Source organism: Micromonospora sp. WMMD1102 (assembly GCF_029626265.1).
Taxonomy (GTDB): domain Bacteria; phylum Actinomycetota; class Actinomycetes; order Mycobacteriales; family Micromonosporaceae; genus Plantactinospora.
In genome coordinates this window covers 2,676,247-2,700,659 of sequence record NZ_JARUBN010000001.1, presented here as the reverse complement: position 1 = coordinate 2,700,659, position 24,413 = coordinate 2,676,247, and the positions used below count along the sequence as shown (strand labels likewise).

The 24,413-nt window shown below is 73.4% G+C and carries 19 protein-coding genes; 4 read left to right on the top strand and 15 right to left on the bottom strand.

Features of this window, described 5'->3' with window-relative positions:
* Positions 1-66: 66 nt before the first annotated feature.
* Complete coding sequence (locus O7626_RS11895) at positions 67-3,339, bottom strand: hypothetical protein (protein WP_278061221.1); 3,273 nt, start codon at positions 3,337-3,339, stop codon at positions 67-69.
* A gap of 137 nt (positions 3,340-3,476) precedes the next feature.
* Here O7626_RS11895 and O7626_RS11890 point away from each other — a divergent pair, with 137 nt between their 5' ends.
* Positions 3,477-4,238 (top strand): PIG-L deacetylase family protein, encoded by a 762-nt coding sequence (locus O7626_RS11890; RefSeq protein ID WP_278061220.1) that lies wholly within the window; start codon positions 3,477-3,479, stop codon positions 4,236-4,238.
* A gap of 91 nt (positions 4,239-4,329) precedes the next feature.
* On the opposite strand, the gene O7626_RS11885 is transcribed toward O7626_RS11890, so the two are convergent.
* From O7626_RS11885 to O7626_RS11855, 7 genes are all read right to left on the bottom strand, one after another.
* Positions 4,330-7,254 carry a DUF5682 family protein gene (locus O7626_RS11885; RefSeq protein WP_278061219.1) on the bottom strand — a complete coding sequence of 975 codons (2,925 nt, stop codon included), beginning with the start codon at positions 7,252-7,254 and terminating at the stop codon, positions 4,330-4,332.
* Positions 7,251-8,363: an AAA family ATPase gene (locus tag O7626_RS11880; RefSeq protein WP_278061218.1), complete on the bottom strand. Its 1,113-nt coding sequence runs from the start codon at positions 8,361-8,363 to the stop codon at positions 7,251-7,253. Before O7626_RS11880 ends, O7626_RS11885 begins: the two co-directional genes overlap by 4 nt.
* A gap of 12 nt (positions 8,364-8,375) precedes the next feature.
* The gene (locus O7626_RS11875) at positions 8,376-9,887 is read right to left on the bottom strand and encodes a VWA domain-containing protein (RefSeq protein ID WP_278061217.1); all 1,512 of its coding nucleotides are present in this window, start codon (positions 9,885-9,887) and stop codon (positions 8,376-8,378) included.
* Positions 9,884-11,296: a hypothetical protein gene (locus tag O7626_RS11870; protein WP_278061216.1), complete on the bottom strand. Its 1,413-nt coding sequence runs from the start codon at positions 11,294-11,296 to the stop codon at positions 9,884-9,886. Before O7626_RS11870 ends, O7626_RS11875 begins: the two co-directional genes overlap by 4 nt.
* Positions 11,296-11,754 (bottom strand): hypothetical protein, encoded by a 459-nt coding sequence (locus O7626_RS11865; protein WP_278066134.1) that lies wholly within the window; start codon positions 11,752-11,754, stop codon positions 11,296-11,298. The genes O7626_RS11870 and O7626_RS11865 overlap by 1 nt, the downstream gene beginning before the upstream one ends.
* 353 nt (positions 11,755-12,107) lie before the next feature.
* Positions 12,108-12,956 carry an ABC transporter permease gene (locus O7626_RS11860; protein ID WP_278061215.1) on the bottom strand — a complete coding sequence of 283 codons (849 nt, stop codon included), beginning with the start codon at positions 12,954-12,956 and terminating at the stop codon, positions 12,108-12,110.
* On the bottom strand, positions 12,953-13,966 hold the full coding sequence (locus O7626_RS11855) for an ATP-binding cassette domain-containing protein (RefSeq protein ID WP_278061214.1): 1,014 nt from the start codon (positions 13,964-13,966) through the stop codon (positions 12,953-12,955). Before O7626_RS11855 ends, O7626_RS11860 begins: the two co-directional genes overlap by 4 nt.
* 98 nt (positions 13,967-14,064) lie before the next feature.
* Here O7626_RS11855 and O7626_RS11850 point away from each other — a divergent pair, with 98 nt between their 5' ends.
* Together O7626_RS11850 and O7626_RS11845 are read left to right on the top strand one after the other, a co-directional pair.
* Positions 14,065-15,024, top strand: coding sequence for a YafY family protein (locus tag O7626_RS11850; RefSeq protein ID WP_278061213.1), 960 nt, complete (start codon positions 14,065-14,067; stop codon positions 15,022-15,024).
* Positions 15,025-15,146: 122 nt separating this feature from the next.
* Positions 15,147-15,587, top strand: a complete 441-nt coding sequence (locus tag O7626_RS11845) for a hypothetical protein (RefSeq protein ID WP_278061212.1) — start codon at positions 15,147-15,149, stop codon at positions 15,585-15,587.
* 116 nt (positions 15,588-15,703) lie between these two features.
* Here the strand turns inward: O7626_RS11845 and O7626_RS11840 are convergent, their stop codons facing one another.
* From O7626_RS11840 to O7626_RS11820, 5 genes are all read right to left on the bottom strand, one after another.
* Entirely contained in the window at positions 15,704-17,113 is a 1,410-nt protein-coding gene (locus O7626_RS11840; protein WP_278061211.1) for an MFS transporter, read from the bottom strand.
* Between the two features lie 306 nt (positions 17,114-17,419).
* Positions 17,420-18,211, bottom strand: coding sequence for an ABC transporter permease (locus O7626_RS11835; protein ID WP_278061210.1), 792 nt, complete (start codon positions 18,209-18,211; stop codon positions 17,420-17,422).
* Positions 18,208-19,161: an ATP-binding cassette domain-containing protein gene (locus tag O7626_RS11830; RefSeq protein ID WP_278061209.1), complete on the bottom strand. Its 954-nt coding sequence runs from the start codon at positions 19,159-19,161 to the stop codon at positions 18,208-18,210. Before O7626_RS11830 ends, O7626_RS11835 begins: the two co-directional genes overlap by 4 nt.
* A gap of 34 nt (positions 19,162-19,195) precedes the next feature.
* A complete protein-coding gene (locus O7626_RS11825; protein ID WP_278061208.1) occupies positions 19,196-20,056 on the bottom strand; it encodes a DUF4097 family beta strand repeat-containing protein in 861 nt (286 codons plus the stop codon).
* 101 nt (positions 20,057-20,157) lie between these two features.
* Positions 20,158-20,703, bottom strand: coding sequence for a hypothetical protein (locus O7626_RS11820; protein ID WP_278061207.1), 546 nt, complete (start codon positions 20,701-20,703; stop codon positions 20,158-20,160).
* A 168-nt stretch (positions 20,704-20,871) separates the two neighbouring features.
* Between O7626_RS11820 and O7626_RS11815 the strand changes: the two genes are divergently transcribed.
* Complete coding sequence (locus O7626_RS11815) at positions 20,872-21,729, top strand: CPBP family intramembrane glutamic endopeptidase (RefSeq protein ID WP_278061206.1); 858 nt, start codon at positions 20,872-20,874, stop codon at positions 21,727-21,729.
* A gap of 87 nt (positions 21,730-21,816) precedes the next feature.
* On the opposite strand, the gene O7626_RS11810 is transcribed toward O7626_RS11815, so the two are convergent.
* A complete protein-coding gene (locus tag O7626_RS11810; protein WP_278061205.1) occupies positions 21,817-22,257 on the bottom strand; it encodes a protein-tyrosine phosphatase family protein in 441 nt (146 codons plus the stop codon).
* Positions 22,258-22,280: 23 nt separating this feature from the next.
* The gene (locus tag O7626_RS11805; protein WP_278061204.1) at positions 22,281-24,377 is read right to left on the bottom strand and encodes a PQQ-dependent sugar dehydrogenase; all 2,097 of its coding nucleotides are present in this window, start codon (positions 24,375-24,377) and stop codon (positions 22,281-22,283) included.
* Positions 24,378-24,413: the final 36 nt, after the last annotated feature.

The following is a 24,413-nucleotide window of genomic DNA, read 5'->3' as shown; positions in this document are numbered from 1 at the left end:
GGAGTCGAGCCGGGCTCCACCCCAGCCGGCTGTTCCCGGCTGTTCCCGGCTGCCGGCTCGCGCCGGTCAGCTCATCTCCACCCCGTACGCCTCCTCGCGCACGTCCACGTCCGGGTGCCGGCGCAGGCCGACCAGCAGATCCCGCCACGGCGCCGACCAGCCGAAGCCGGCACCGTGCCGGACCAGCGCCACCGCGAACAGCCCGCCAGCGAGGTCGCCCCGCTCCGTCAGTCGCGCGATCGTGCCGGTGAGGGTCGTCGGGTCGGGCAGCTCGCGGAGGTTCCGCAGACGCGCGCCGACACGTTCGGCGGTGCGGATCGCCAGCACCGGCCGGCCGGTGCACAGGTCGGCGACCTCGTCCAGGTTGTCCAGCCGGCCGAGGTCGACCAGCAACCTGCCGGCCGTACCGGTGAACGACGGTCGACCGGCGAGCCACCTCGCGGATTCGACGAGCGCGGTCCGATCCGCACCGGCCGGTCGGCTCCCGGACCGCACGGCGGCGCCGCGGGCGAGCAGCTCGATGCGGCGTCGGGCCGGCCGGTCCGCGCCCGGGTCGCCCGGACGGTCGTCGCCGGTGTCGCGGTCCACGAGCCGGGCCAGCGCGGGGCCGAACACGTCGTCGCCGCCGGCCCTGAGCAGGTTGGCGACCTCGATGTGCACAATCGTCTCGCCGGGGTCGGTGAGCCGGTCCACCACCAGGTCGGCCACCCCGGACAGCCAGGGCGCCCACTCGCCGAGCTGGCCGAAGGCGGCCCGTCGGACCTCCCGGTCGGCGGCCCGGCAGGCGTCGACGACCAGCGCGGCGTAGCGCGGCCGGTGCCGCTCCGACATCGTGTACGGGTACCCGCCCAGGACCGCACGCCGCTCCTCCCGGCTGCCGTCGACCGCCGCGCGCAGGATGGTCCAGCTCGGCTCGGTGTGCAACCGCTGCCGGGCGGCGGAGACGATCGCCGCCCGCACGTCCCGGTGCGCGTCCGGATCGGTGTACGCGTCGAGCAGCGTCGCCATCACCTGCGGCGGCCCGTACCGCCCCAGCAGCCGGGCCGCCTCCTTCCGACTCGTGACCTTCGCGGGACCGGTCAGCACCTCGCCGAGCGGGTCGACAAGCCGGGACGGCGGGACGTGCCGGGCCGCCCGGCCCGCCGCGTAGAGCGCTACCCGCGCCCGGTCGCCGTCGGCGTACCGGAGCAGCACCGGCAGTGCCTCGGCCGGCCGGTCGGTCCAGACCAGCGCGCCCAGCGCCGCCTCCGCGATCACCACCTCGGCCGCGTCGACGTGCCGCAGCACCAGTTCATGGCCGAAGCCGGGGACCACGGCGGCGGCCCGGATCGCCGCCGCGCGCTGCCAGATTCCCGCGTCGGGGTCGGCGACGATCAGCTCCTGAAGCTGCCCGAAGCGGGCCTGCTGACGGGGCAGCCAGCGGTCGACCCGCAACGCCCGGCCGGGCACCCAGCGCTTCCCCGGCTCGACGAACCGGCCGCTCGGACGGCGGTCCAGCACCCGGTCCAGCAGGTCGGTACGGGAGGTGCAGATCGTCGACCAGACCAGGTGGATCGTCACCGCCGACGAGTCCCCGTCGAGCACCGCGCCGACCCGGTCCGCGCGGGTACGCGGGTCGGCGAGCCAGAGCACGACCGCCGTCCGGGCCACCGACGGCAGCGTGTCCGGCCCGGTGGCCCGACGCAGCAACTCCTGCAACCGCGGCAGCCGCCAGGCCCGCCTGCCCAGCGCGTGGGTGAGCGCGAAGAGCGGACCGTACCGGCCGCGCGCCATCCCGGCCTCGACCCAGCCGCGCAGCCGCTCGAAGACAAGCGTCTCCTGCCCACGGCGCAGCACCGTGTCGAAGCGGCGCAGGACCGGCACGTTCGCGCCGCCGCTGGCCAGGTCGATCGTGAGCAGTGCCCAGTCGCGCAGTTGCGGCACGCTGTGCTGGTGCGCGAGTACCTCGGTGGCGAGGGTGCTCAGTGCGCTCGTGGTGGCGGCGGAGGCGTCCCGGGCGTCGACCGCGTCGGTGGTCAGCCGGGTGAGCCCGGCCGCCGACTCCGCGGTGAGCAGGGGTGCCGCCTTCGCCAGCGCGGTGAGCGCGGCGGCACGTACCGGATCCTGTTCGTTGTGCAGCCGGTCGAGCCGGGCGACCACCTCGGCCACCGCCCGTGGCTCCCGGGAACGGCGGGCGGCCTGCACCAGCAGGGTGTACCCGTGCGCCCGCTCGTCGGCGTCGCCCGAACGCAGCGCGACCTCCAGCGCCGCGGACGCCTCCGGCCAGGCCAGGTACGCACTCCAGGTGCGCACCTCGGCCTCCCGCTCGCGGATCCGGGCCAGCCCCAGCACCCGGGTCGCCTCCCGGATCCGGACCGCGACCGGCAGCACCTCCATGATCTCACCGGCCGGCACCAGCACCGCCGGGTCCGTCTCGGCCAGCGCCCGGTCGTACAGTTCGCCGCGCCGGGCCGGCGACACCGCGTCGAGCAGCGCCGCCAGCGCCCGGCTGTGTTCCCGGAACCGCCTGGCGAGCGGAACCAGCTCGTCGGTGGGCAGCGTCGCGAGGCGGCGCAGCAGGGCCGGCGGCAGCACGTTCGCCCGCAGCCAGGCCGCGCGGCCGGGCGTGCCGAGCAGCCGGGCGACCCGAGGAGCGTCGTGGGCCGCGAGCGCGGCGTACCCGCCCAGCGAGCCGGGCAGCGACTCCTCGGGTGCGTACCGTTCGAGCAGGTCGAGGGCCTGTTCCGGAGCACAGCGCAGCACCGCCTCGGCGGCGGTGCCCCAGATCCTGCCCCGACGTTCGGGCCGGGCGGAGGCCAGCCGCTCGCGTACCCGGTCCACCAGCGGACCCTGGTGCCACCGCACCAGGCGTTCGAGGTCGATCGCGTGCTCGAGGTCGGGCAGCAACGCCCGTACCGTGTCGGCACCGCAGGCCGGCAGCAGCGCGGCGGCCTCCTCGTCGCCGAACCGGGCACGGACCTCGGTGACGAGCGGGTCGGCGAGAGCCGGCGTGTGCCTGCGGCGCAGGGCGCGGTAGACCCGGCGCCGCTCCACCACCGGCCGGTCGACGACATCGCCGACCGGTAGGCCGGCGCGGAGCGCCCCGGTGAGCGCGGCGCCCCGGATCGACGGCTCCGGGTCGGCGGTGGCGGCGACGATGCCGTCGCCGTCCCGGGTCACCAGCGCGGCGACCAGAGCCAGACCTCGCTCGTAGCGGCCCTGGGCACGCAGGTCGGCACAGATCTGGACACGGTCGGGCGCGCTGCGCGCCCACCGGGCGAGGCGGACCATCCGCTCCCGGTAGGACAGCGGTTCCAGCGACGTCAGCAGGGTACGGGTGGCGGCGAGCACAGCGATCATTGTGCCGGCCGGTTCACCCGGACGAGATCCAATATCGCCCCCGCCGGCTGCCCCGGGCGGAACGCCGACCGTGCACGCCGCTGCCGCTGGCGGCCCGCCGACGGTGCGCGGCGGCGGTTGTCGGCGAAGATGGTCCGATGACCGCAGACGCACCCGCCGTTTCCAACCCGCTCCAGCCGCTCGACGAGAGCTGGCAGCGCGGGCTCGCCATCGTCGCCCATCCCGACGACCTGGAGTTCGGCGCCGCCGCAGCCGTCGCCCGCTGGACGCGCCAGGGCAAGGAGATCACCTACGTGCTGCTCACCAGCGGCGAGGCCGGGATCGACGGGATGGAGCCGGCCCTGGCCGGGCCGGCCCGCGAGGAGGAGCAGCGCGCGTCGGCGGCAATCGTCGGCGTGTCCCAGGTCGACTTCCTCGGCCTGCCCGACGGCATCCTGGAATACGGTGTCGCGCTGCGTCGTGAACTCAGCCGGGTGATCCGGACGTACCGGCCGGAGATCGTGATCACCAACAACTTCCGGGACAGCTGGGACGCGGAGGGCAACGCGCTGAACATGTCCGACCACATCGTCACCGGTCGGGCCACCCTCGACGCCGCCCGGGACGCCGGCAACCGCTGGGTGTTCCGCGAGCAGCTCGACGCCGGACTGGAGAGGTGGGGCGGCGTACGGGAGGTGTGGGCGGCCGGCTCTCCGCAGTCGAAGCACGGCGTCGACACCACCGAGACGTTCGACCTCGGCGTCCGGTCGCTGGAGGCGCACGCCGCCTACCTGCGCGGCCTCGGCGCCGGGAACTTCGACCCCGAGGAGTTCCTGGAGGGCATCTCCCGGCAGACCGGCAGCCGCCTGGGTGTCAGGCACGCCGCCGGTTTCGAGGTCTTCCGCCTCGGCCTGTACTGAGGGCCGTCACCTCGGGCCGCCGGAGCCGCTCCTCGCCGGCAACTGCGGGCTCGGTCGCCGACCGCCGTCGAGCCAGCCGGACGTGCCCGGTTCAGCCAGGGCGGGCCGTCCCGGCGAGCAGGTCGACGACGGCGGAGGCGGTCGTCGGATGCGCGCCGAGCAGTGACGCCGCCCCGGCCGACCGGTTCCCGGCTGCCGGTGGACCCGCCGGTTGCCAGCCGGAATCGCAGCCGAGCAGCTCGGCGACCGCGTCGCAGCCGACCGGATACTCCCGCAGCAGACCGGCCACGGGCCCGGACGACGACACCGGAGGATCGGCAGGCCCGGTGCCCGGCACCGCCGGGACGGGCGCGGACGCGTCGGCCGACCAGGGCGGTGTCCAGCTGTCCAGCGCGGCCAGGCCGGCCGGGAACGTCCGGCCCGCCTCCCGGACCAGCAACGGGACCAGATCCGGCGCCTGCGCGCGCAGCGTCGTGATCAGCTTCGGCAGCCAGGGCAGCAGCACCGGGTCCGGCAGGCGGGCGAACGCCTCCGAGATCACCTCCACGACGAACGGGGCCAGCGACGGCACCGCCTCCAGAGCCTGCACGAAACCACTCAGGTACTGCGGAAACGCTGGCAGGACCAGCGGATTCGTCAGCAGCTCGGCACAGCGTGCCCGCAGCTGTGCCAGGGCGAGCAGTCCCAGGTGCGACTGGGCGGCCCAGAGCAGCGCCACCTTCGCCGGGTCCTCCGGGTGCGACTGGCGCACCGCCAGCTCCAGTTGGGCACGGTCGCAGCCGAGGGAGAGCGCGAGACTCTCCATCGAGAAGAGGAAGCCGAGCATCGCGGCGACCTGGCGTACGCCGGTCTCCTCCTCGACGAACGCTGTCGGCAGCAGGGTGCAGTAGTGCGCGTACCCGGTGGTGACGAAGGACTCGCACCAGGCCGGCAGCTCCGGCTCGCTGTTGCGGTAGTGCGTCAGCAGCCGGCGGATCCGGCGCAGCACCTCGGGCGCGTCGTCCACGGTGCGCTCGGCGGAGAGCAGTTCGACCGCCCGCCCGCCGAGTTCGTCGACGAACCGCCGGCTGGGCAGGAACTTGATGGCGTCCTCCACCGCCGCCAGCGCGACCGCGGCGGTGGCGTCCGGCGCCCAGACAGCCTGGCGCAGCCGCTTCTCCAGCACCTGTTCGACGGTGATGCCCTGGTAGCCCAACTCGATCACCGCACGCTGGTGCCGACCCAGGCCGAGATCCCAGCTCTCCTGGATGGAGCGCTCGCCGAGCCGCCGCTCCCCCATGATCGGCCGGACGATACCGTCCGGCAGCAGGCGGTGCAGCACCCAGAGCAGGTCCGAGCAGGGCACCAGCTCCGGCTGGGCGGTCAGGTCCAGCAGGGCCCGCTGGACGGTGCGCGCGTCCAGGGCGAGCCCCAGCGGCGCGAGCCGGTCGAAGACGTCCCGGGCCAGCGGCGGCAGGGCGTCGTAGCCGACCTGGCCGATCCGGTCGCCGCCGAGCAGGATGTCGCAGAGCCGGCGTACGTCCCGGCGACCGGGTACGACGTCCTTCTCGATGCAGGTGACGGCCGCGTCGGCGAAGTCGTACGGAGTGGGCCGGGCCCGGTTGCGGATGCCGGCCAGCAGGATCGAGGTCTCGAAGACCGCGATCGCGTCGGCGGTGCTGGCCAGGTAGCCGTTGCGCCGGGCCAGCCGCACGATGTCGACGCACCAGCCGAGCAGTTCGGCCTCGTCGACCTCGTTCAGCACCGGTGGCCGGGACAGGAACCCGGTGAGCCGGTCGGCGGCCGGCGTCGGTGCCGGGACGGGCACCGGGGCCGGCTGTTTCTTCGGCCTGCTCCGCTTGCGACCGCCGGCCGCCTCCCCGGTCAGCCGGTACGGCCGGACACCGCCCCTGCCGACCGCCTTCGCCCAGCCGGCCTGGGCGATCGACACCGAGCCGGGAGCCAGGTCGAACTGCCGCTCGATCGCCGAGTGGCTGGACGGGATGAGCCCGTAGAGCCAGCGGGTGCCGGTGCGCGGACTGATCTCCCAGTCGGGTGTGCCGGGGGCGGTACCGAACTCGGCGACCGGGCTGGCGGCGTGAAAGGCACCGCAGACGTACAGGCAGCGGGACCTGTCGACGCCGGAGGCGGCCAGGTGCTGCCGCATCCGGGTCCACATGTAGCGCTCCCGGTCTTCGTCCCGGTCGTCGTCGCCGGCTCCGGCCGGTGGACGCAGCCGCCGGAACAGGCTGCCGACCAGCACCATGACCTGCCGGTACGTGTCGTAGTCGGCGTCGGCGAGCGGCTGCTCGACGTACTGGTCCCACCACTCCGACCAGTGCCGGACCCTACCGTGGTGCAGCAGGTGGGCGCGGAGTTCGGCGAACCGGGGACGCAGGTCGCCGATGCCGATCCCGACCGCCTCGCCGTGCAGCGCCGCCTCCTCCTCCACCGGCTGCGCTCCGGCGTCGTCCGGGGAGTCGTCGGTGCCGCCGGAGGACGGCCCGGCGTCGGCGGCCGGATCAGATGCCTCGGTCGGTTGCCACTGGAAGACGTGGTCCGCCGAGCGGTCCACCAGGACCAGTTCGACGCCCGGGGTCTCCAGCGCGTACGCGATGGCCTGGTATTCCGCCGACGCCTCGCTGATCGGGGCGACGATGTTCAGCGGTGCCCAGGCCGGCGGGAACCCGTCGAGGTCGGAGGCGAACGCCTGCAACGCCACCGGCAGCCGGCAGTTGCGCAGCTCCTCCAGCAGTGGACGCAGGTCCTCGCACAACTCCAGGTAGATGACGCTGGGCTGCTTCTCCCGCAGCCTGCGCGCCATCGCGAGGGCCGAGGCGGGCGAGTGGTGGCAGACCGGGAAGATCTCCAACTCCTCCCCCAGCGCCCGGTCGACGTCGTCGACGATTCCGCCGAGGATGTCGGCGAGCGCGTCGGGACCGCCGGCGAACTCACTCGCCGCCGACCGCAGCTGCTCGCGCAGCGGGGCGAAGGTGTTCGCCGGCCGGACCGGGGTGACCTCTGCTCCGGTACTCATGACAGCGTGGCGATCGCCTCACGACCGCCCTCGAGGAACTCCGGCCACGAGCCGCCGTCGGACTTGCTGCGCGGCTCGACCACGCCGTGCAGGTATTTGTTGAGGATCGCCAGGTCCTCGGGCGCCCGCCGGGCCAGCGAGCCGACAAGTGAACCGGCCAGCGTGCCGGCCCGCAGGGTGCGGTCGCCGAAGAAGTGGCTGTGCAGGATCGCGTCCTCCAGCACACCGATCTGTTCGGCGGTGGAGAGCGCCGACTCCAGCTTCTCGTCGTCGCTGCCGGCCGAGGCCGCCGCCGCGCGCAGGTCGGCGAAGCTCTGCAACAGGATGTCGAGCAACGTCGGCGGCACGTCCAGCTCGATCCGGTGCCGGCGCAGCAACTCGGTGGTGCGGAACCGGACGATCTCCGCCTCGCTGCGCTTGTTCGTCACCACCGGGATGCGGACGAAGTTGAACCGCCGCTTGAGTGCCGAGGAGAGGTCGTTCACGCCCCGGTCCCGGCTGTTGGCGGTGGCGATGATCGAGAATCCGGGCTGGGCGAAGACGATGTTGTCGTCGTCCAGCTCCGGGATGGAGACGTACTTCTCGGAGAGGATCGAGATCAGTGCGTCCTGTACGTCGCTCGTCGCCCGGGTCAGCTCCTCGAACCGGCCGACCACACCCTGCTCCATCGCGGTCATGATCGGCGACGGGATCATCGACTCCCGGGACTGACCCCGGGCGATCACCATCGAGACGTTCCAGGAGTATTTGATGTGGTCCTCGGTGGTGCCGGCGGTGCCCTGCACCACCAGCGTCGAGTTGCGGCAGGTCGCGGCGGCGAGCAGCTCGGCGAGCCAGCTCTTGCCGGTGCCGGGGTCACCGATCAGCAGCAGGCCCCGGTCCGAGGCCAGGGTCACGATGCTGCGCTCGACGAAACTCCGGTCACCGAACCACTTCTGCGGGATCTCCCGGTCCAGTCCGTCGGCCCGCTCGGAGCCGAGCACGAAGATCCGGACCATTCGCGGGCTGAGCCGCCAGGAGAACGGCCTGGGGCCGTCGTCGACCGACTCCAGCCAGTCGAGTTCCTCGGCGTACTTCACCTCGGCGGGGGCACGCAACATGTCGGTCATTCGGTGGGTCTCCTAGCTGAGGAAGTTCTTGAGTTCGAAGACGAGCTTGCGGATGTGACCGGAGAGGACCGGGGTGCCGAGGTCCTTGAAACGCTGCCGGAACCACGGGTTGACGCTCTGCTGGCCGCCGCTGCTGACCGAGCCGACCGGGATCACGCGTACCCCGCTGCGGTGCGCCGTCGCGAGGCCCTCGAAGACGCCCTGCGGATTCGACTCGTAGTAGTCGGAGATCCAGACGACGACCGTGTTGCGCGGCTCGGCGATCTTCGGCCGGACCAGGGTGAGCGCCGCCGTGCCGTCCGTACCGCCGCCGAGCCTGGTGCGCAGCAGCACCTCGAAGGGGTCGTGCACCCACGGCGTCAGGTCCAGCGCCCGGGTGTCGTACGCCACCAGGTGCACGTCGACCTTGGGCAGCCCGGCGAAGATCGAGGCCAGGATGGTGCAGTTCACCATCGCGTCCACCATGGACCCCGACTGGTCCACCACCACGATCAGCCGGGCCGGGGTGGTGCGCCGGGCGGTCTGCCGGTAGTAGAGCCGGTCGACGTAGAGCCGCTGGTCCTCCGGACTCCAGTTGGTGAGGTTCTTCCAGATGGTCCGTTCCAGGTCGAGGTTGCGGAAGACCCGCTTCGGCGGCACCGACCGGTCGATGGTGCCCACACTCGTCTGCTGCACCTGGGTACGCAGCACCTCGGCGACCTCGTCGACGAACCGCCGGATCAGTGCCTTGGCGTTGGCCAGCGCCACCCCGGAGAGGTTGTGCTTGTCCCGCAGCAGTTGCTCGATCAGCGACATGCTCGGGGTCAGCTGGCGGGCCAGTGCGCTGTTGCCGAGCACCTCGCGCAACTGCATCCGGCGCACCAGGTCCCCCTCCAACCCGGCCAGTACGCCGGCCAGCTCACCGCTGCCGACGTCGAACCCGTCGCCGGGCCGGGTCCCCACCCCGGACCCGCCGCCGGCCCCGGGCTGGTTGCCGGCACCGGGCTGGCCGTGCCCCGGCACGCCGGACCCGCTCCCGGCACCGGCCCGGCCGTGCCGCAGCTGCCCCGGCGCCAGCCCGAGCGCCTGCTCGAACCAGCCGGCGTCGGACTGCCAGCGGGCCAACTGGCCGGCGGTGACGTTGCCCGAGCCGGTCGCAAAGACGTTCAGCAGCAGCTTCGAGACCAGGGCCGCCCGGCGCACCTCGGCGGCGCCGACCCGCCGCACCGCCGAGTCGGGCTGCTCGCCGTCGCCGCCCGGCAGCGCGTCGCCGCCCGGCAGCGCGTCCTCGGACGGCGGCGCCATCAGGTTCCGCAACTCGTCGGCGAGTTCGGGGAAGCGCTGCACGACGGTGTCCACCGAGACGGTCGGATCGAGCAGGGCCGCCGGCAAACCGAGGTCGTCGACGACCGCGACGCTCGCCGACTCCAGCGCCGGCTGCTCGTCCGGGTCGAAGAGGCGGGCCAGCAGGCGCCAGTAGAGCACCCGGCGGCGGTTCTCGGCGGCCCGGAGCGCGTCGTCCGACTGTCCACTTCGCTCGTTCATCGGCGCAGCAACCGTCCCGCCCGCTCCCGCAGCACTCCCACCGCGTCACCGGACCTGGCCTCCGCCTTGACCACCTTGGGATCGGTGGGGCCGAGCGCCCAGTCGCCGGTGTGCGCCTCGGCCGCCGCGCGCTTCACGGTGTAGCGCACGGCGAGTGGCTGCAGCCGCCAGCGACCGGCGTCCCAGCGCAGCAGTCCGAGACAGGCCGTCGACCTGGCCACCAGCTGCGGGGTCAGCGGTGCGCAGCCGGGCAGCCGGGACACGTCGACCGGCAGGGACTGCCCGTCGAGTTCCAGGGTCAGCCCGCCGTCCTCGGCGGTCGCCGTCGAGTAGCCCTCGACGAGAACCGGCTCGGCGATGCGTACCGGATGGCGGTCCAGGGGCGGGACGGCCGGCGCGACCGCCTCGGGCAGCCGGAGCCGGGCGGTGGCGAACGGGTCGGCCGGCTCGCCCGGCCGGGCCTGGTCGTCCCGCCACAGCAGGTCACCGCCGGGCAGCAGCGGAAGGTCGGTGACCACCACGGCCTGCCGCCGGGCGAGCGCACCGAGCAGCACCGGGTGACCGGCCAGCAGCTGCCAGACCGCCGGGCCGACGATCGTCTCCACCTTCGCCGCCGAGACGCTGGCCCGGACCAGCCGGGGCGGCGCGCTGCCGGCCGGTTCGAGCACGGCGTGCACCTGCACCTGGACCGCCGTGCCGTGCTCGTGCACGTCGGCACCGAGCGGCAGCAGCCGCCCGGAGACGGTGTCGGCAGCCGGTCCGGCCGGCCAGCCACCGGGCTGGGCGAGCAGCAGGGCGCGGCTCCACAGGTCGGCCCAGCGCCGGGCCGGGAGCCGGTCCATCGTCGCCACCGGCACGGATCCGCGCAGCTCGGCCGCCATGCCGTCGAGGAGTACCGCCAGCCGGCGCAGCGACGGGACCGCCAGCGCCGCGTCGAGGGTCTGCGCGGAGGAGGCGACGAGGTCGTGGTCGACGCCGCGCCAGCCCGCGATGGCCAGCTCGCGCAGCCAGGACCGGCAACCGGCCAGCACGTTCTCCGGAGCCGGCGGCGCGGAACCGGCCGGTGCGGGCGCCGGCCAGTCCGCGCGGGAGCGGCCGAGCGCGGCGTCCAGCCGGGCCAGCAGCGCGTCGTGCACGGCTCCGAGCAGCGCGGCCCGCCCGCCGGCCAGCGCGGTCAGGTGCTCGTCGGCGAGCGAACCCGCGACCACCTTCTCCACGGCCTCGCGCACCCGGTCGGCCAGCGGTGTCGCCGCGAGGGCGTCGGCCAGCGCGGTCAGCGCCGCCCGGGGCTGTTCGCCCAGCCGGGCGAAGCCGTGGGTGAAACCGTCGTCGAAGCCGCCGACCAGGTCGAGCGCCTCGTCGATCCCGGTACCGGCCGGGCCGAGCCCGGCCAGTTGGGTGGGAAGCATCAGGCGGCCGCCCCCGTCGCCGGAAACCAGTGCAGCTCGGGCAGTGGCTCGGTGCTGCCCGGCAGTTCGAGGTAACCCAGGTGTCGCAGGAAGCGGCTGAAGACCACCGCCGCCGGGGTCGGCTCGGGGCCGCCGGTCAGCCGGGTCGCCAGGTCGGCACCGGAGCAGGCGCCGTCGGCCAGGTCGATCCGCAGGTAGCGGGCGACCCGCTCGACGCCGTACTGCACGGTGGCCTCGTCCAGCAGGGCGTGCAGGTGCTTGCAGGGCGCACCGCGCAGCCCGCCGCACGGGCGGTTGTTGTTGGTGCTGCAGTGGTAGGCGTGGCTGCCGGCGGCGATCGACGAGACGTAGACCCGTTCGACGTCCGACCCGCTCGACACCACACCCTGCAACCGTCCGTTCGCCAACTCGACGAACGGGACCTTCGCCAGCTTGCGGGGCTGCACCGCCGGCAGCACCCGGGCGGCGCTGCGCCGCTCCCATCCGACCTCGACCGTTCCCACGACCCCCGCCCTTCCCGACCGCTGTTCCGCGAAGCCTTCTCTCGACCGATGTGTCGCGAAGGCCCTCGACCGAAGTTCCGGGAAGCCTTCTCGACGGTGCTCCGGGAGAGCCTTCTCGAACGGTGCTTCGAGACGTTCTCTCGTCCGGTGCCCCGAGAAGATAGACCGGCGCGGCGACATTTTCCGCACCGGGCGCTGGGGTCTCGACGGACGTCGAGGTCAGCCGCCGGCACGGCGGGGGGAGCGCCCGGCGTGGCGACGCCGGCGGGGCGGGGCGGCACGCGTACCGCCCCGCCCCGCCGGGGTGTTCAGTCGGCGCTGCGGGCCATCGCGCGTACCCCGACGGCCAGGCCGACGGCGGCGGTGACCAGCGCCGCGACCAAGCCCCAGAGCACGCTTCTGGCGCCGAGGTCACCGGCGAAGAGTGCGCGCTCCGCCTCGACCAGATGGGCCAGCGGGTTGACCTGGGCAGCCGCCCGCATCCAGCCCGGACCGGTCTCCAGCGGCAGCAGGATCCCGGAGAGCAGCATCAGCGGGAAGATCAGGGTCTGCTGCACCGCCCAGAACATCCAGTCCTGCTTGCGTACGGCGATCGCGAGCGCGTAGCTCAGCGCACCGAGCCCGACCCCGAAGACCGCGAGCAGTGCCAGCCCGACCAGCGCGCCGACCGGATAGAGCCGGAAGCCGAACGGGATCATCACCGCGACGATGATCGCCGCCTGGCCGGCCAGCGGCACCATCTCCTTCAGCGCGCGGCCGACCAGCAGCGAGGGCCGCGACAGCGGGGTGACAAGCATCCGCTCGTGCGCACCGGTCTGGAACTCGAACAGCAGGTTCGCCCCGGTGGTAGAGGTGCCGAACAGGGCGGTCATCACCAGGATCGCCGGCACGAACCACTGCCAGACGCCACCGGAGCCGAGGGTGCTGCCGGCCTGACTGCCGAGCGAGCCGACCAGCAACGGCCCGAACAGGCCCAGGAAGACCAGCGGCTGCACCATGCCGAAGACGACCGAGAACGGGTCGTGCCGCAGCGGACGCAGCTCGCGGGCCAGCACGATACCGGTGTCCCGGAGCAGGCCGAGCGGACCGGAAGGGCGGCCGCGGGTGCCGGCCGGGGCGGGGTGCGGTGCGGGAGCGGTGGCGCCGATGGTGGTCACGGGACGTCCTTCCGGGTCTGCGGGTCCTGCGGGCTGCCCTGCGCGGTCGGTTCCTCGTGCTCGGCCTCGCGCAGGCTGCGGCCGGTGAGGCTGAGGAAGACGTCGTCCAACGTGGGCTGGTGCACCTGGGCCGTGCCGACCCGTACGCCGGCCTCGACCGCGGCCCGGAGCAGTTCGGGCAGCGCCGCCGGCCCGTCGGCGACGTGTGCCTCGACCCGGGAACCGGTGCGGGTCACCTCCCGGGCGCCGGGCAGCCGGTCGACGAGCCGGGCCAGTTGCCGGACGTCCGGCTCCGCAGCGGTGAGCACGATCCGGTCGCCGGCGAGTTTCGCCTTCAGGGCCGCCGCCGAGTCGTCGGCGATGACCTCACCGTGGTCGACGATCACGACCCGCTCCGCCATCGAGTCCGCCTCGTCCAGGTAGTGCGTGCTGAACACCACCGTCATGGCCGCCTCGGCGCGCATCCGTAGGATGTGGTCCCGGAGGTTCGCCCGGTTCTGCGGGTCGAGGCCGGTGGAGGGCTCGTCGAGGAAGAGCAGGGACGGCGCGTGCACCAGGCCCATCGCCACGTCCAGCCGGCGACGCTGGCCGCCGGAGAGCGCCGAGACCTTCCGGCCGGCCAGCTCGGTGAGGTCCAGGGCGGCCAACAGCTCGTCCGCCCGCCGCCGGGCGGTCCGGCGGTCCAGGCCGTAGATCGCGCCCTGGGTACGCAGCTCGTCGTGGACCCGCTGGGTGTGCCCGGCCCCGTTGCCCTGGCCGACGTACCCGATGTGCCGGCGGACCTGGCCGGGTTCCCGGACGACGTCGTGCCCGGCGACGGTGGCGGTGCCGGAGGTCGGCGCGATAAGCGTGGTGAGCATCCGCATCGTGGTCGTCTTGCCGGCGCCGTTCGGGCCGAGCAGGGCGACCAGTTCACCGGGCTCGATCCGCAGGCTGATGCCCCGGACGGCATGCACGGTCTGGCTGCGGCTCACCACGAAGTCCCGGGTGAGCGAGCGGGCGTCGATCATTCGGGGCTCCCCGGTCGGAGGGTCGGTCGTCTCATGCCGGAAACGTTAGAACCGATAGCGGCCAGTTCTTGTCCTGAATCTCGAGCAGACTCGTCGGCATGGCGAACACCAGCTCCCGAACCCTCCGCCTGCTCTCCCTGTTGCAGACCCACCGCTACTGGCCCGGCGGGGAACTCGCCGACCGGCTCGGCGTCTCGGTCCGCACCCTCCGCCGCGACGTCGACCGGCTGCGCGAGCTCGGCTATCCGGTCGACGCGCACCGGGGCGTCGACGGCGGCTACCAGCTCGCCCCGGGCGCCGCCCTGCCACCGCTGGTCGTCGACGACGAGGAGGCGGTGGCGCTCGCCGTCGGTCTACAGGCCGCCGCGCACGGAGCGGTCGCCGGCATCCAGGAGTCGTCGATCCGCGCCTTCACCAAGGTCGTCCAGGTGATGCCGGCCCGGCTGCGGCGGCGGGTGGACGCGCTGCGCGCGATGACCGTACCGGCGCCCTGGGGTGACGGCGGGCCGACCGTCGAGGCGGCGATCCTGACCACCGTCGCGCAAGCCTGCCGGGACACCGAGCGGGTGCGGTTCGGCTACACCGCCCGGGACGGGCAGCGGACCGAACGGCACGTCGAGCCGTACCGGCTGGTCTCGCTCGGCCGGCGGTGGTATCTGGTCGGCTACGACCTGACCCGGCACGACTGGCGCAGCTTCCGGCTCGACCGGCTGAGCGACCCGCGCGGCACCGGAGCCCGGTTCAATCCCCGGCAACTGCCCGCCGAGGACGCCGCGGCCTTCGTCCGGGCCGGGTTCGAGAACCTGCCGGCGCCGTACCGGGTGGAGGTGCTGGTGCAGGCTCCCGCGGCCACGGTCGAGGAGCGGCTGTCCCGCTGGGCCAGCGTCGAGTACGTCGACGAGCGGCGCTGCCGGATGGTGATGACCACCGACACGCTGGACTGGCCGGTCATGGCGCTCGGCACGCTCGGCGCGGAGTTCGAGGTGCTCTCCCCGCCGGAGCTGCTCGAACAGCTCCGCGAGTGGAGCGACCGGTTCCGCCGGGCCACCGGCGGCTGAGCCGGCTCGCCCGGCGGCGTCGGTGCGGTCGGCGGAAGGCCGAGGGCAACCCCTTTCCCCGACGACGCCCCTTCGCACCTCGTGTGCGACGGTCGGGCGGGCTCGATCGATAGCCTTCGGTGATGCGAGGCTCGCGGGATGACGACGGTTTGGCCGACCTCGACGACATCGAGCGGCGGCTGCGGGCGATCCGGGACGACCCGGAGAAGTCGACGACACTCCGGGAGCTGGCGCAGTACCAGCTCGAACGGATCGCCGCGCTCCGGGCAGCCCGGGACGGCAGCCGCACCGGCACTCCGGCCGTGACGGTGGACCGGCTCGGCCCGTTCCGGTTCTCGGCCCTTCCCGCGACCGGCATCGTCGGCATCGAGATCGATCGAGGCGACGACCTCGGCCCGCTGGTGGCCGTCGTCTCCGCCACCGAGATCCGCCGGCTGACACCCCTGTTCCGGCACATCCGGGAGCATGCCGCGCGCGGCGAGTCGATCCAGATCGACGTCCGGGCGGCATTCGTCGACCTGCTCGGCCACGACCCCTTCGACGACCAAAGCGGCGGCGACTGACGACCGGGGCGGCACCGGACGCAGACCCGGACGGGCGCTTCCGGGCCGACGGTCGCACCGACCTCGTCCGCTTCCGGGCCGACGGTCCGCGACCTCGTCCGCCGGCCGGCACCGGCTCAGACCCGGACCGGCGCCTCCGGGCCGACGGTCGCGGCGTTCTCGTCCGTCGGCCCGGCTGGTCCCGCCCGTTCCGTCGGTCCCGCCGGACCGGCTGGTTCCGCCGGACCGGCGGTCTCCGGCGGTACGTCGAGCGGGTGTGCCAACTCGTCCTGCGGCATCCGGGCCAGCACGATCGCCAGTACGGCAAGCGCGGCCGGCAGCAGGCCGGCGAGCGCGAACGTGGGGCCGAGCCCGATGCCGGCGCTGACCGGCCCGGCGATCGCCATCGACAGCGGCATGAAGACCAGCGAGACGAAGAAGTCGAGGCTGGAGACCCGACCGAGCATGTGCGGCGGAACCCGGCGTTGCAACAGGGTGCCCCAGATGACCATCGGTGCGGAGAAGCAGATCCCGACGACGAAGACCGCCACCGCGATCGGCCAGACCCGGCCGGCGACGCCGACCACGGCCAGCGGCAGGCAGCCCAGCCCCCAGAAGAGGTTCATGATGGTCAGGTATCGCCGGGGCATCCGGAAGGCGGCCATCCCCAGCGAGCCGATCGCGCCGCCGATGCCGAACGCCGCCATCACCAGCGCGTGGTCGCCGGGCCCACCACCGGCCTGATCTTTGATCACGAAGGGCACGAGCACCTCGATCGGTCCCATGATCAGCAGAATCAGGACCGAGGCGTAGAGGAGCGTGGCGAGCAGCCAGGGCGTACGTCCCATGTAGACGAAGCCGTCGCGCAGGTCGGTGAGCGTCGACCGGATCGGATGCGCCCCCGGCGCCGTCTGCTCGTGCCGCAGCGGCACCGGGCGCAGCGCCAGCAGGAACAGCAGACCGGCCAACTCCAGCACGGTCACCACCAGCAGCGCGGCGCCTGGCGACCAGGCGGCGATCAGGAGGCTGGCCAGCGCCGGACCGGCAGCCTGCATGATCATCGGCCGGAGCATCCCCTCGACACCGTTTGCCGCCATGAGATCGTCGGGCGGCAGGATCGACGGCAGCAGTGCGGAGTACGCCGGATAGTGAAAGCCGTTGCCGACGCCGATCAGCAGCGCCACCGCCGCGAGCTGCCACAAACGCAGCTGGTCGGCCAGCGCCAGCACCGCGACCAGGCCGACGGCGACCGTCCGGGCTCCCGCCACCGCCAGCAGGATGCGGCACTGCGGGATCCGGTCCGCCAGCACCCCGCCGAGGAGTGTGGTGGCAAGCATGCCTGCCGCCATGGCGGCGGAGACGAAGGAGAGCTGGCCGGGCCCGCCGCCGAGCGCGATCACCTGCCAGACCACGGCGATGAGCCACACCCCGGCCGCGAGCAGCGACATCGTCAGGGCACCGGCGAGGAGTTGGTACTGCCGGTGGCGGAGCGGGCGCAGTGGCCCGCGCAGCCAGCCCGACCGGCTCTCCCCCGTGACGCCGTCCATTGCCCGCTCCCCCTCGTCGTCCACGTCTGCTCGATGATGTCGGTCGGCCGGTAACCGGCGGGCCTGTCGACGGCCGACCTCGCAACCGCAGCACCGCACCGGGATCGGCTTCCGCGTCATTCTCGTCGGCGCCTGTGACATTTTGCTGTCACCCGTCACCCGGCCCTGCGCACCATCGCCGGTCGGCGGTCGGCGGTCGGGGGTCGGGGGTCGGGGGTCGGCGGTCGGGGGTCGGGGGTCGGGGGTCGGGGGTCGGGGGTCGGGGGTCGGGCGCCGGGGGCACCCGGCCGAGGCGACGAGCGCCGGTCAGCGCACGGACGCGCGCTGGTACGCGACCCGGGCCCAGAAATAGCCGACCGCGGCGATGCCGACGCACCAGAGCACGGCGACGGGTCCGCTGTCGCCGACCGGGGTGCCGGTGAGCAGCGCGCGCAGCGTCTCGATGATCGGGGTGAAAGGCTGGTGCTCGGCGAACCAGCGCAGTCCGCCCGGCAGCGACTCGGTCGGCACGAACCCGCTGCCGAAGAAGGGCAGCAGCATCAGCGGCATCGGCACGTTGCTGGCGTTCTCGACACTTCCGGCCGCCATCCCGAGCGCGATGCAGAGCCAGGTGAGCGCCACGCCGACCAGCGCGACCATGCCGACCGTGCCGAGCCAGCCGAGCGGGCTGGCCGTCGGCCGGAACCCGACCAGCACCGCGACGCCGAGCACGATCCCGACCGCGACGAGGGTCTGCGCGACGGTGCCGACGACGTGCCCGGTCAGCACCGCGGCGCGGGAGATCGCCATCGTCCGGAACCGGGCCACGATCCCCTCGGTCATGTCCATCGCGACCGAGAGCGCCGCAGCCTGGGCGGCGGTGGCCACCGCCATCAGGATGATGCCGGGGGTGACGTACTCGACGTACTCGGCCCGGCCGCCGGACTCTCCGCCGAGGCCGGCGCCGAGGGTGCCGCCGAACACGTAGACGAAGAGCAGCAGGAAGATCACCGGCATCCCGGCGAGGATCACGGTCACCGACGGATAGCGGAGCATGTGCAGCAGATTGCGCCGCAACATGGTCCACGAGTCGCTGGCGGCGTAGGAGAGGGTGGTCATCGGGAGGTCTCCTGCTTCTGATTGGCCTGGCCGGTGAGGGCCAGGAAGACGTCGTCGAGATCGGGGGTGTGCACGGAGAGGGTGTCCACCTCGATCGATTGGCCGTCGAGCCGGTCGAGCAGGGTGCGCAGGTCACGTACGCTGCCGTCGGTCGGCACCTGGAGCACGAGCGCGTCGTCGTCCCGAACGGAGTCGTCCAGCCGGCGGGCCGCCGCGTCGAGCGCGAAGGCGTCGGCGAAGCGCAGCCGGACGTGCCCGCCGGGGACCATCCGCTTGAGCTGGTCCGGGGTGCCCTGCGCGACGAGCCTGCCGGAGTCGAGCACCGCGATCCGCCCGGCGAGCTGGTCCGCCTCCTCCAGGTACTGCGTGGTGAGGAAGATGGTGACCCCGTCGGCCACCAGGTCGCGGACGATCCGCCACATGGTGCGCCGGCTGCGCGGGTCCAGCCCGGTGGTCGGCTCGTCGAGGAAGATGATCCGGGGCTGGCCGACCAGGGTCATCGCCAGGTCGAGCCGGCGCCGCATCCCGCCGGAGTACGTCGAGGCGAGCTTGCCGGCGGCGTCGACCAGGTCGAACCGGTCGAGCAGTTCGGTGGTCCGCTCGCGGCCCTCCCGGCGGCCGAGGTGCCGCAGGTCCGCCATCAGCCGCAGGTTCTCCTCCCCGGTGAGCAGGTTGTCCACGGCCGAGAACTGGCCGGTCACCCCGATCGCCGCGCGTACCCGGTCCGGGTGCCGGGCCGGGTCGTGTCCGGCGACACGCAGCTCACCGGCGTCGGCGGCGAGCAGGGTGGAGAGGATCTGTACGGTGGTGGTCTTGCCGGCACCGTTCGGGCCGAGCAGGGCGAAGATGCTGCCCTCCGCGACGTCGAGGTCGACGCCGTCCAGTACGACGTGCGCGCCGAACGACTTGCGCAGTCCGCTGACCGTGATCGCCGAAGTTGCCGTACTCATGTCCGGTCGTCTCCTCTGCGGCTGGGATGGGGGTTCACTGCTGCGGGGCGGGCGTGGCGCGTCGGACCACGATGTCGCCGGTGACCGTGCGGGCGCGTATCCGGATCGTCTCGTCGGACTCGGCGGGTCCCTCTGCGACGTCCAGCGCGTTGTGCACCCGACCGGCCGTGGAGTTCAGGTCCAGCCAGGCGGCGGTGCCGGTCCGGATGCCGAGTTCCAGTTCGCCGGCGACCGCGTCGAGGACGACGGAACCGCGTACCACCTCGTGGATCCGGATGTTGCCGTTGGCGGTCTTGGCGGTGACCCCGGCGAGTGCCCGTCGCACCTCGATGTCGCCGTTGGCCACGTGCAGCCGCAGGTCGCCGGTGACCTCGCCGAGGACCGAGTCGCCGTTGGAGTTCTTGATCACGGCCGGACCGTCGATCCCGCCGACCCGGACGGCACCGGAGTGGGTGGTGACCTCGGCCCGGCCGGTGATCGCGCCAACGGTGACCTTGCCGCTGCTGGTGTGCAGCTGCGCCGGGCCGGTCCGGTCGAGCTGGATGTGGCCCAGGTGGGTCTTGAGCCGGGTCTCGCCCAGCCGTCCCTCGACGGAGAAGTCGCCCGATGCCGCGTCCCCGTGCAACTGGGAGCCGCTGGGCAGCGTGACGGACACGTCGATCGAGCCGACCTTGCTGCTGAACATCGGCCGCAGTTTCGGCGTCCGGATCAGGAGTTTGCCGTCGGCGTAGCTGATCCGGGTCTGCTCGGCGGCCCGGACGTCGAGTTCCCGGGTCGGATCGCTCGGGCGAACCTCGACGGTGGTCTCGGTGCGCTCGTCGGCGTCGATCCGGACGTGCCCGAGGGTCAGGTCGACGGTGGCGGAGATCGGTGCCGGGGTGTCGAAGGTTGGCATGGGATCGCCCTTCTGGGACTGGCCGGAGACCGGCAGCGGAGATTCGGGGTGGCGGCCGGGGCCGGCCTGGTCGGGGTGTGGGGCGGCGGGCGGGTGCACGGTCAGCGGGCCCATCCGGTGTAGGACTGCCCGAGCACGCCGCCGCGCCGGCCGGGACGGCGGGCCGGGTCCTCCTGTTCCAGGGCGGCGGCGGCGACCCGGACCAACCAGGCGTTGACCGAGAGCCGCTCGCGGCCGGCGGCCTCCTCGATCCTGGCCTTGAGCTGCTCGGGCAACCGGAAGTTGATCCGGGCCACGGCGCCCTCGTCGACCTCCGGCTGCACTGCCGGCCGACCGGCCGCGCCGCCCGGTGCCGGTGGTCGGAGGTCCGCCGCCTGCTCCGGGTCGGCGGAAGGCTGGTCGACCGGCGGCGGCGTCACCACGAAGCCCGGCTCGCCGCCGCGTAACCGCAGGTCGACCGAGCCGGGCGCGAGGTCGCGGGTGATCTCGTCCGCCGCCGCCGACAGCGCGTCCAGCAGGGTGAGCCGGACGGCCGACTCGAGTGGCGCCGTGAGTCGGTCGGCCAGGACCCGGGCCTCCTCCCCGCCGGCCTCGGCGGCGACGGCAAGCTGCCGGCGCAGGTTCTCGACGTACTGCGTGATGTCCATGGCACCATCATGGCGCCATATTGGCGCCATTGCAAGTCGGCGTGCCGCCATCTTGACGTCGAGACGGCGCAAGCGGGTCGCCACGGTAGCGCCATGGGCCGAACGGAGTACCGGTGAATCGTCGCCAGGGCCGACGAGATGTTCGGATCGGACCGGCACGCTGGCCCCATGCGGAGACGGATCTTCACCGCCCTCGGCCTGGCCCTGCTGATCAGCGCGGCGGCGGCGCTGGCGCTGTTCAGCGGATTCGAGGTGCGCACCTCGGCCGATCCGGAGGCTCCGACCAAACCGTTGGCCGGAATCGTCGCCGCCACCCTGGTCGGCCTGCTGCTGGTCCGGCTCGTCCCGCTCCGGCTACCGGCGATGCCGCCTGCCGAGGCGGCGCACCGACCCGTACTCCGCCGGCAGGTCGTCGGGCTGACCGCCGTCGCGCTGCTGCTGTCCGCGCTGGTGCTCGCCGTCGACCCCGGCATCTGGTACGGGCCGGTCAAGCTCGTGCTCTTCCTCGGCGGCACCGCGCTGCTGCTCCGGCTGTACCGGACCGACTGGCGGGGCGGCCGTGCACACCGGCGCGACCTGCCGACCCGGTGGTACTGGCTCGGCCCGCTGCCCGCCCTGCTCGGCTGGGCGTACCTGCTCTACTACAGCCCGCTCGCCGGCAGCGAGGACGTGTCCGGCTACCGCCAGTACGACCGGGTCTATCTGCTCGCCGCCATGCTGCTGACCTTCGTCACCGCGAGCCTCGCCGAGGAGATCTTCTACCGGGCGGTGTTGCAGACCCGGCTGGAGGCGCTGTACGGGCGCTGGCCGGCCATCGTCGCCACCTCGCTGCTCTTCGCCGCCATGCACACGCATCGGATCGGCGACGGTCCACTGTGGGAGGTCGTCGCCGTGATACTCGCCTGGAACGGCGGATTCGGCCTGCTCGCCGGCTACCTCTGGGCCCGCTACCGCAACCTCTGGGCCGTCGTCGCCCTGCACACCGCGGTCAACTCACTCAGCCTGCTGCCACTGCTCGTCGGCTGAAGACGGTCAGGCCGACGCCGGACAGGACGGGCCGGCTGAAGGCGGGCAGGCCGCGGGCCCGGCAGGACTGGGCCGGTCGACGGCGGGTCAGACCGCGACCGGGGCGAACCGGGCGACGTAGCGGCGCTGCCACGGCGTCTCGACCGCGCCCCGGGCATAGTGCTCGCGGACGAAGGCGACCGCCTGCCCGGCCGGTACGCCGTCGACGATCGCGAGGCAGGCCAGCGCGGTACCGGTCCGCCCCTTGCCGCCCCCGCAGGCGATCTCCACCCGCTCGTCCGCGGCCCGTTCCCAGGCCCGCAGCAGGACGGTCCGGAAATCCGCGCTGTCCCGGGGCAGCCAGAAGTCGGGCCAGCGCACCCACTGGCTCTGCCACGGCAGCTCCGCCGGAGCGCGACCGAGCAGGTAGACCCCGAACGTCGGCTCCGGTCCCGGCGGCAGCGGGTGGCGCAGGCCCCGGCCCCGCACCAGCCGCCCCGACGGCAGGCGCAGCACACCGGGGCCCGTCGGATCCCAGTTCTCGATCATCCCGGCAGTCTAGGCCGGGTCGGTCAGGCCGGTGTGCCCCGGACGGTCAGGTCGCGGAGCCGGCCGATGTTGTCGAACGAGCCGAAGCCGACCCGGCCCGACCCGAAGGTGGTGTCGGCGGCGGTCATCAGCGGATCGCGGAAACCGTCGAGATAGACCGCGATCTCACCGGTCGCCGGCTGGTGCACCAGGCGGACCCGGTGCCAGCGCTCGTCGGTGACCGCCGGGGCCGCTCCCTCGGACCGCCCGTTCCACTGGTGGTCCAGCCGTTCCCGGTCGGCGTTGTCGACCTTGAAGATGCCGTTGTGCGGATAGATCGTGTTGTCGGTCGACAGGTGTGCGTAGTAGAACTCGGTGTCCGAGCGCCAACCGAAGAGGATGATCACGTCCCGGTTGGTCTCCGCGACCGGCGTGTCCAGGCGTACCTCCGCGTCGACCTGGACGGCGCCGAACGCCGGCCCGGCGGTCAGCACCGCGTACTCGAACGGCCGGCGCGGGCCGGGGCGCGCGACACCGGGCTCGGCCAGGATCACCTGCTCGCCGGTGAACCTCCACAGTTGCGGGGTCACCGGTTGCCAGTTGGTCGGGCGCATGGTGTCCCGCACCCGGGTGCCGCCGACCGGTCCGGCGGCGTACTCCCGGGTGCCGGTGACCTTCCAGATCTTCCCGTTCGCCTTGGCCAGCAGGTACAGCTCGCCCCGGGCGTCGGTGCCGAACCGCAGGTCCACCCGTTCGGGATCACCGGGCGCACCCGGGCCGGAGAGGTCCTGCATCCGCACCGGGTTACCGGCGGCGTCGAAGAGGGCGAGCCGGTGGATCGGCGCGAGGTCGCGGCCCCGGCGCATCCGGTCGGCCTCGGTGTAGAGCACCCGGCCGTCGACCAGGTCGCCGAAGACGTACTTGCCGCGCAGTGCCGGCACGTCCCGGCCCCGGTAGACGAAACCGCCGGCCACCGCGACACCGACGTCCGCCGTGCAGTTCCAGCCCGGCGCCGGCTCGTGGTCGTACGCCGCGACCGGGTACGTGTAGCCGTGGTCGGCGTCGTCCGGCGGCAGCGGAAGGATCCGGTCGCACGGGTTCGTCGCCGTCCTGTCGAAGACGAAGGCGCCCTCCCGCTCGCTCCAGCCGAGGTTGTCACCGGCCCGCACCTCGTAGATCGCCTCGATGGCGTGCTCGCCGATGTGCCCGAGGTACATCCGCCCGGTGGCCCGGTCCCAGCTGAACCGGTGCGGGTCCCGCATCCCGATCGCGTAGATCTCGCCGAGCGCGCCGGGCCGGCCGACGAACGGGTTCGACGGCGGGATGCCGTACCGCCCGTTCGGGGCGTTGCTGCCGGCCGGGTCGATCCGGAGCAGCTTGCCGTGCGGCATCGCCAGGTTCTGCGGGTCGGTGTTGCGCACGCCCACCCCGCCGTCGCCGGCCGCGACGTAGAGCAGGCCGTGCTCGGCGTCGCCCCGGCGGGCGGTCGGGTTGAAGTTGATCTCCTGAATGCCGTGCACCCGGCCGCCGAACCCGATCCGCAGCACCTCCCGGCGGCTGCCGGCAAAGGTGTCGGCGGCCGGGTCGGTGGCGGTCCACTCGGTGACGATGCCGTGGAAGACCGTGTTCGGTTGGCTGTAGTCCGGGACCGCCGGGTTGGACGGCGCCGACTCGGTGTGCACGGTGTAGAACCGGCCGTTGCGGCCGAAGTCAGGGTGGAAGGCGACGTATCCGAACCCCTGGCCGAGCCCCTGGCCGGAGAAGAAGCGCGGCGCGAAGGTGCCGGCCACGTCCAGGTAGACCCGCGGCACCCCGTCGCGCACCAGATGGAGGCTGCCGTTCAGGTCGGGTACCGCCCGCCGGCCCGAGCCGTCCGGCAGCTCCATGATGGTGTTGATCCGGGCCTGCCGCATCAGCCTCGGGTCGGTCGGTGCCGGCGTCGGCTCCGACTTCGGGAACGTCGCGTACTCGCTCAGGACCAGCCCGAGCCGCGACTGGATCTGCTGCTCCGGCACGGGGTCGTAGATCGCGTCGGCGGCCCGGGCCGGGCCCGCGGCGACCAGGGTGGAGAGGACGAGCCCGGCGGCACCGAGCAACGCGGTGCCGACGGGTCTGCGCAGGCGACGGGTGGAGGTACGCACGCGGGTCACTCCGTTCTCTGGACGGAACTCGGGAAT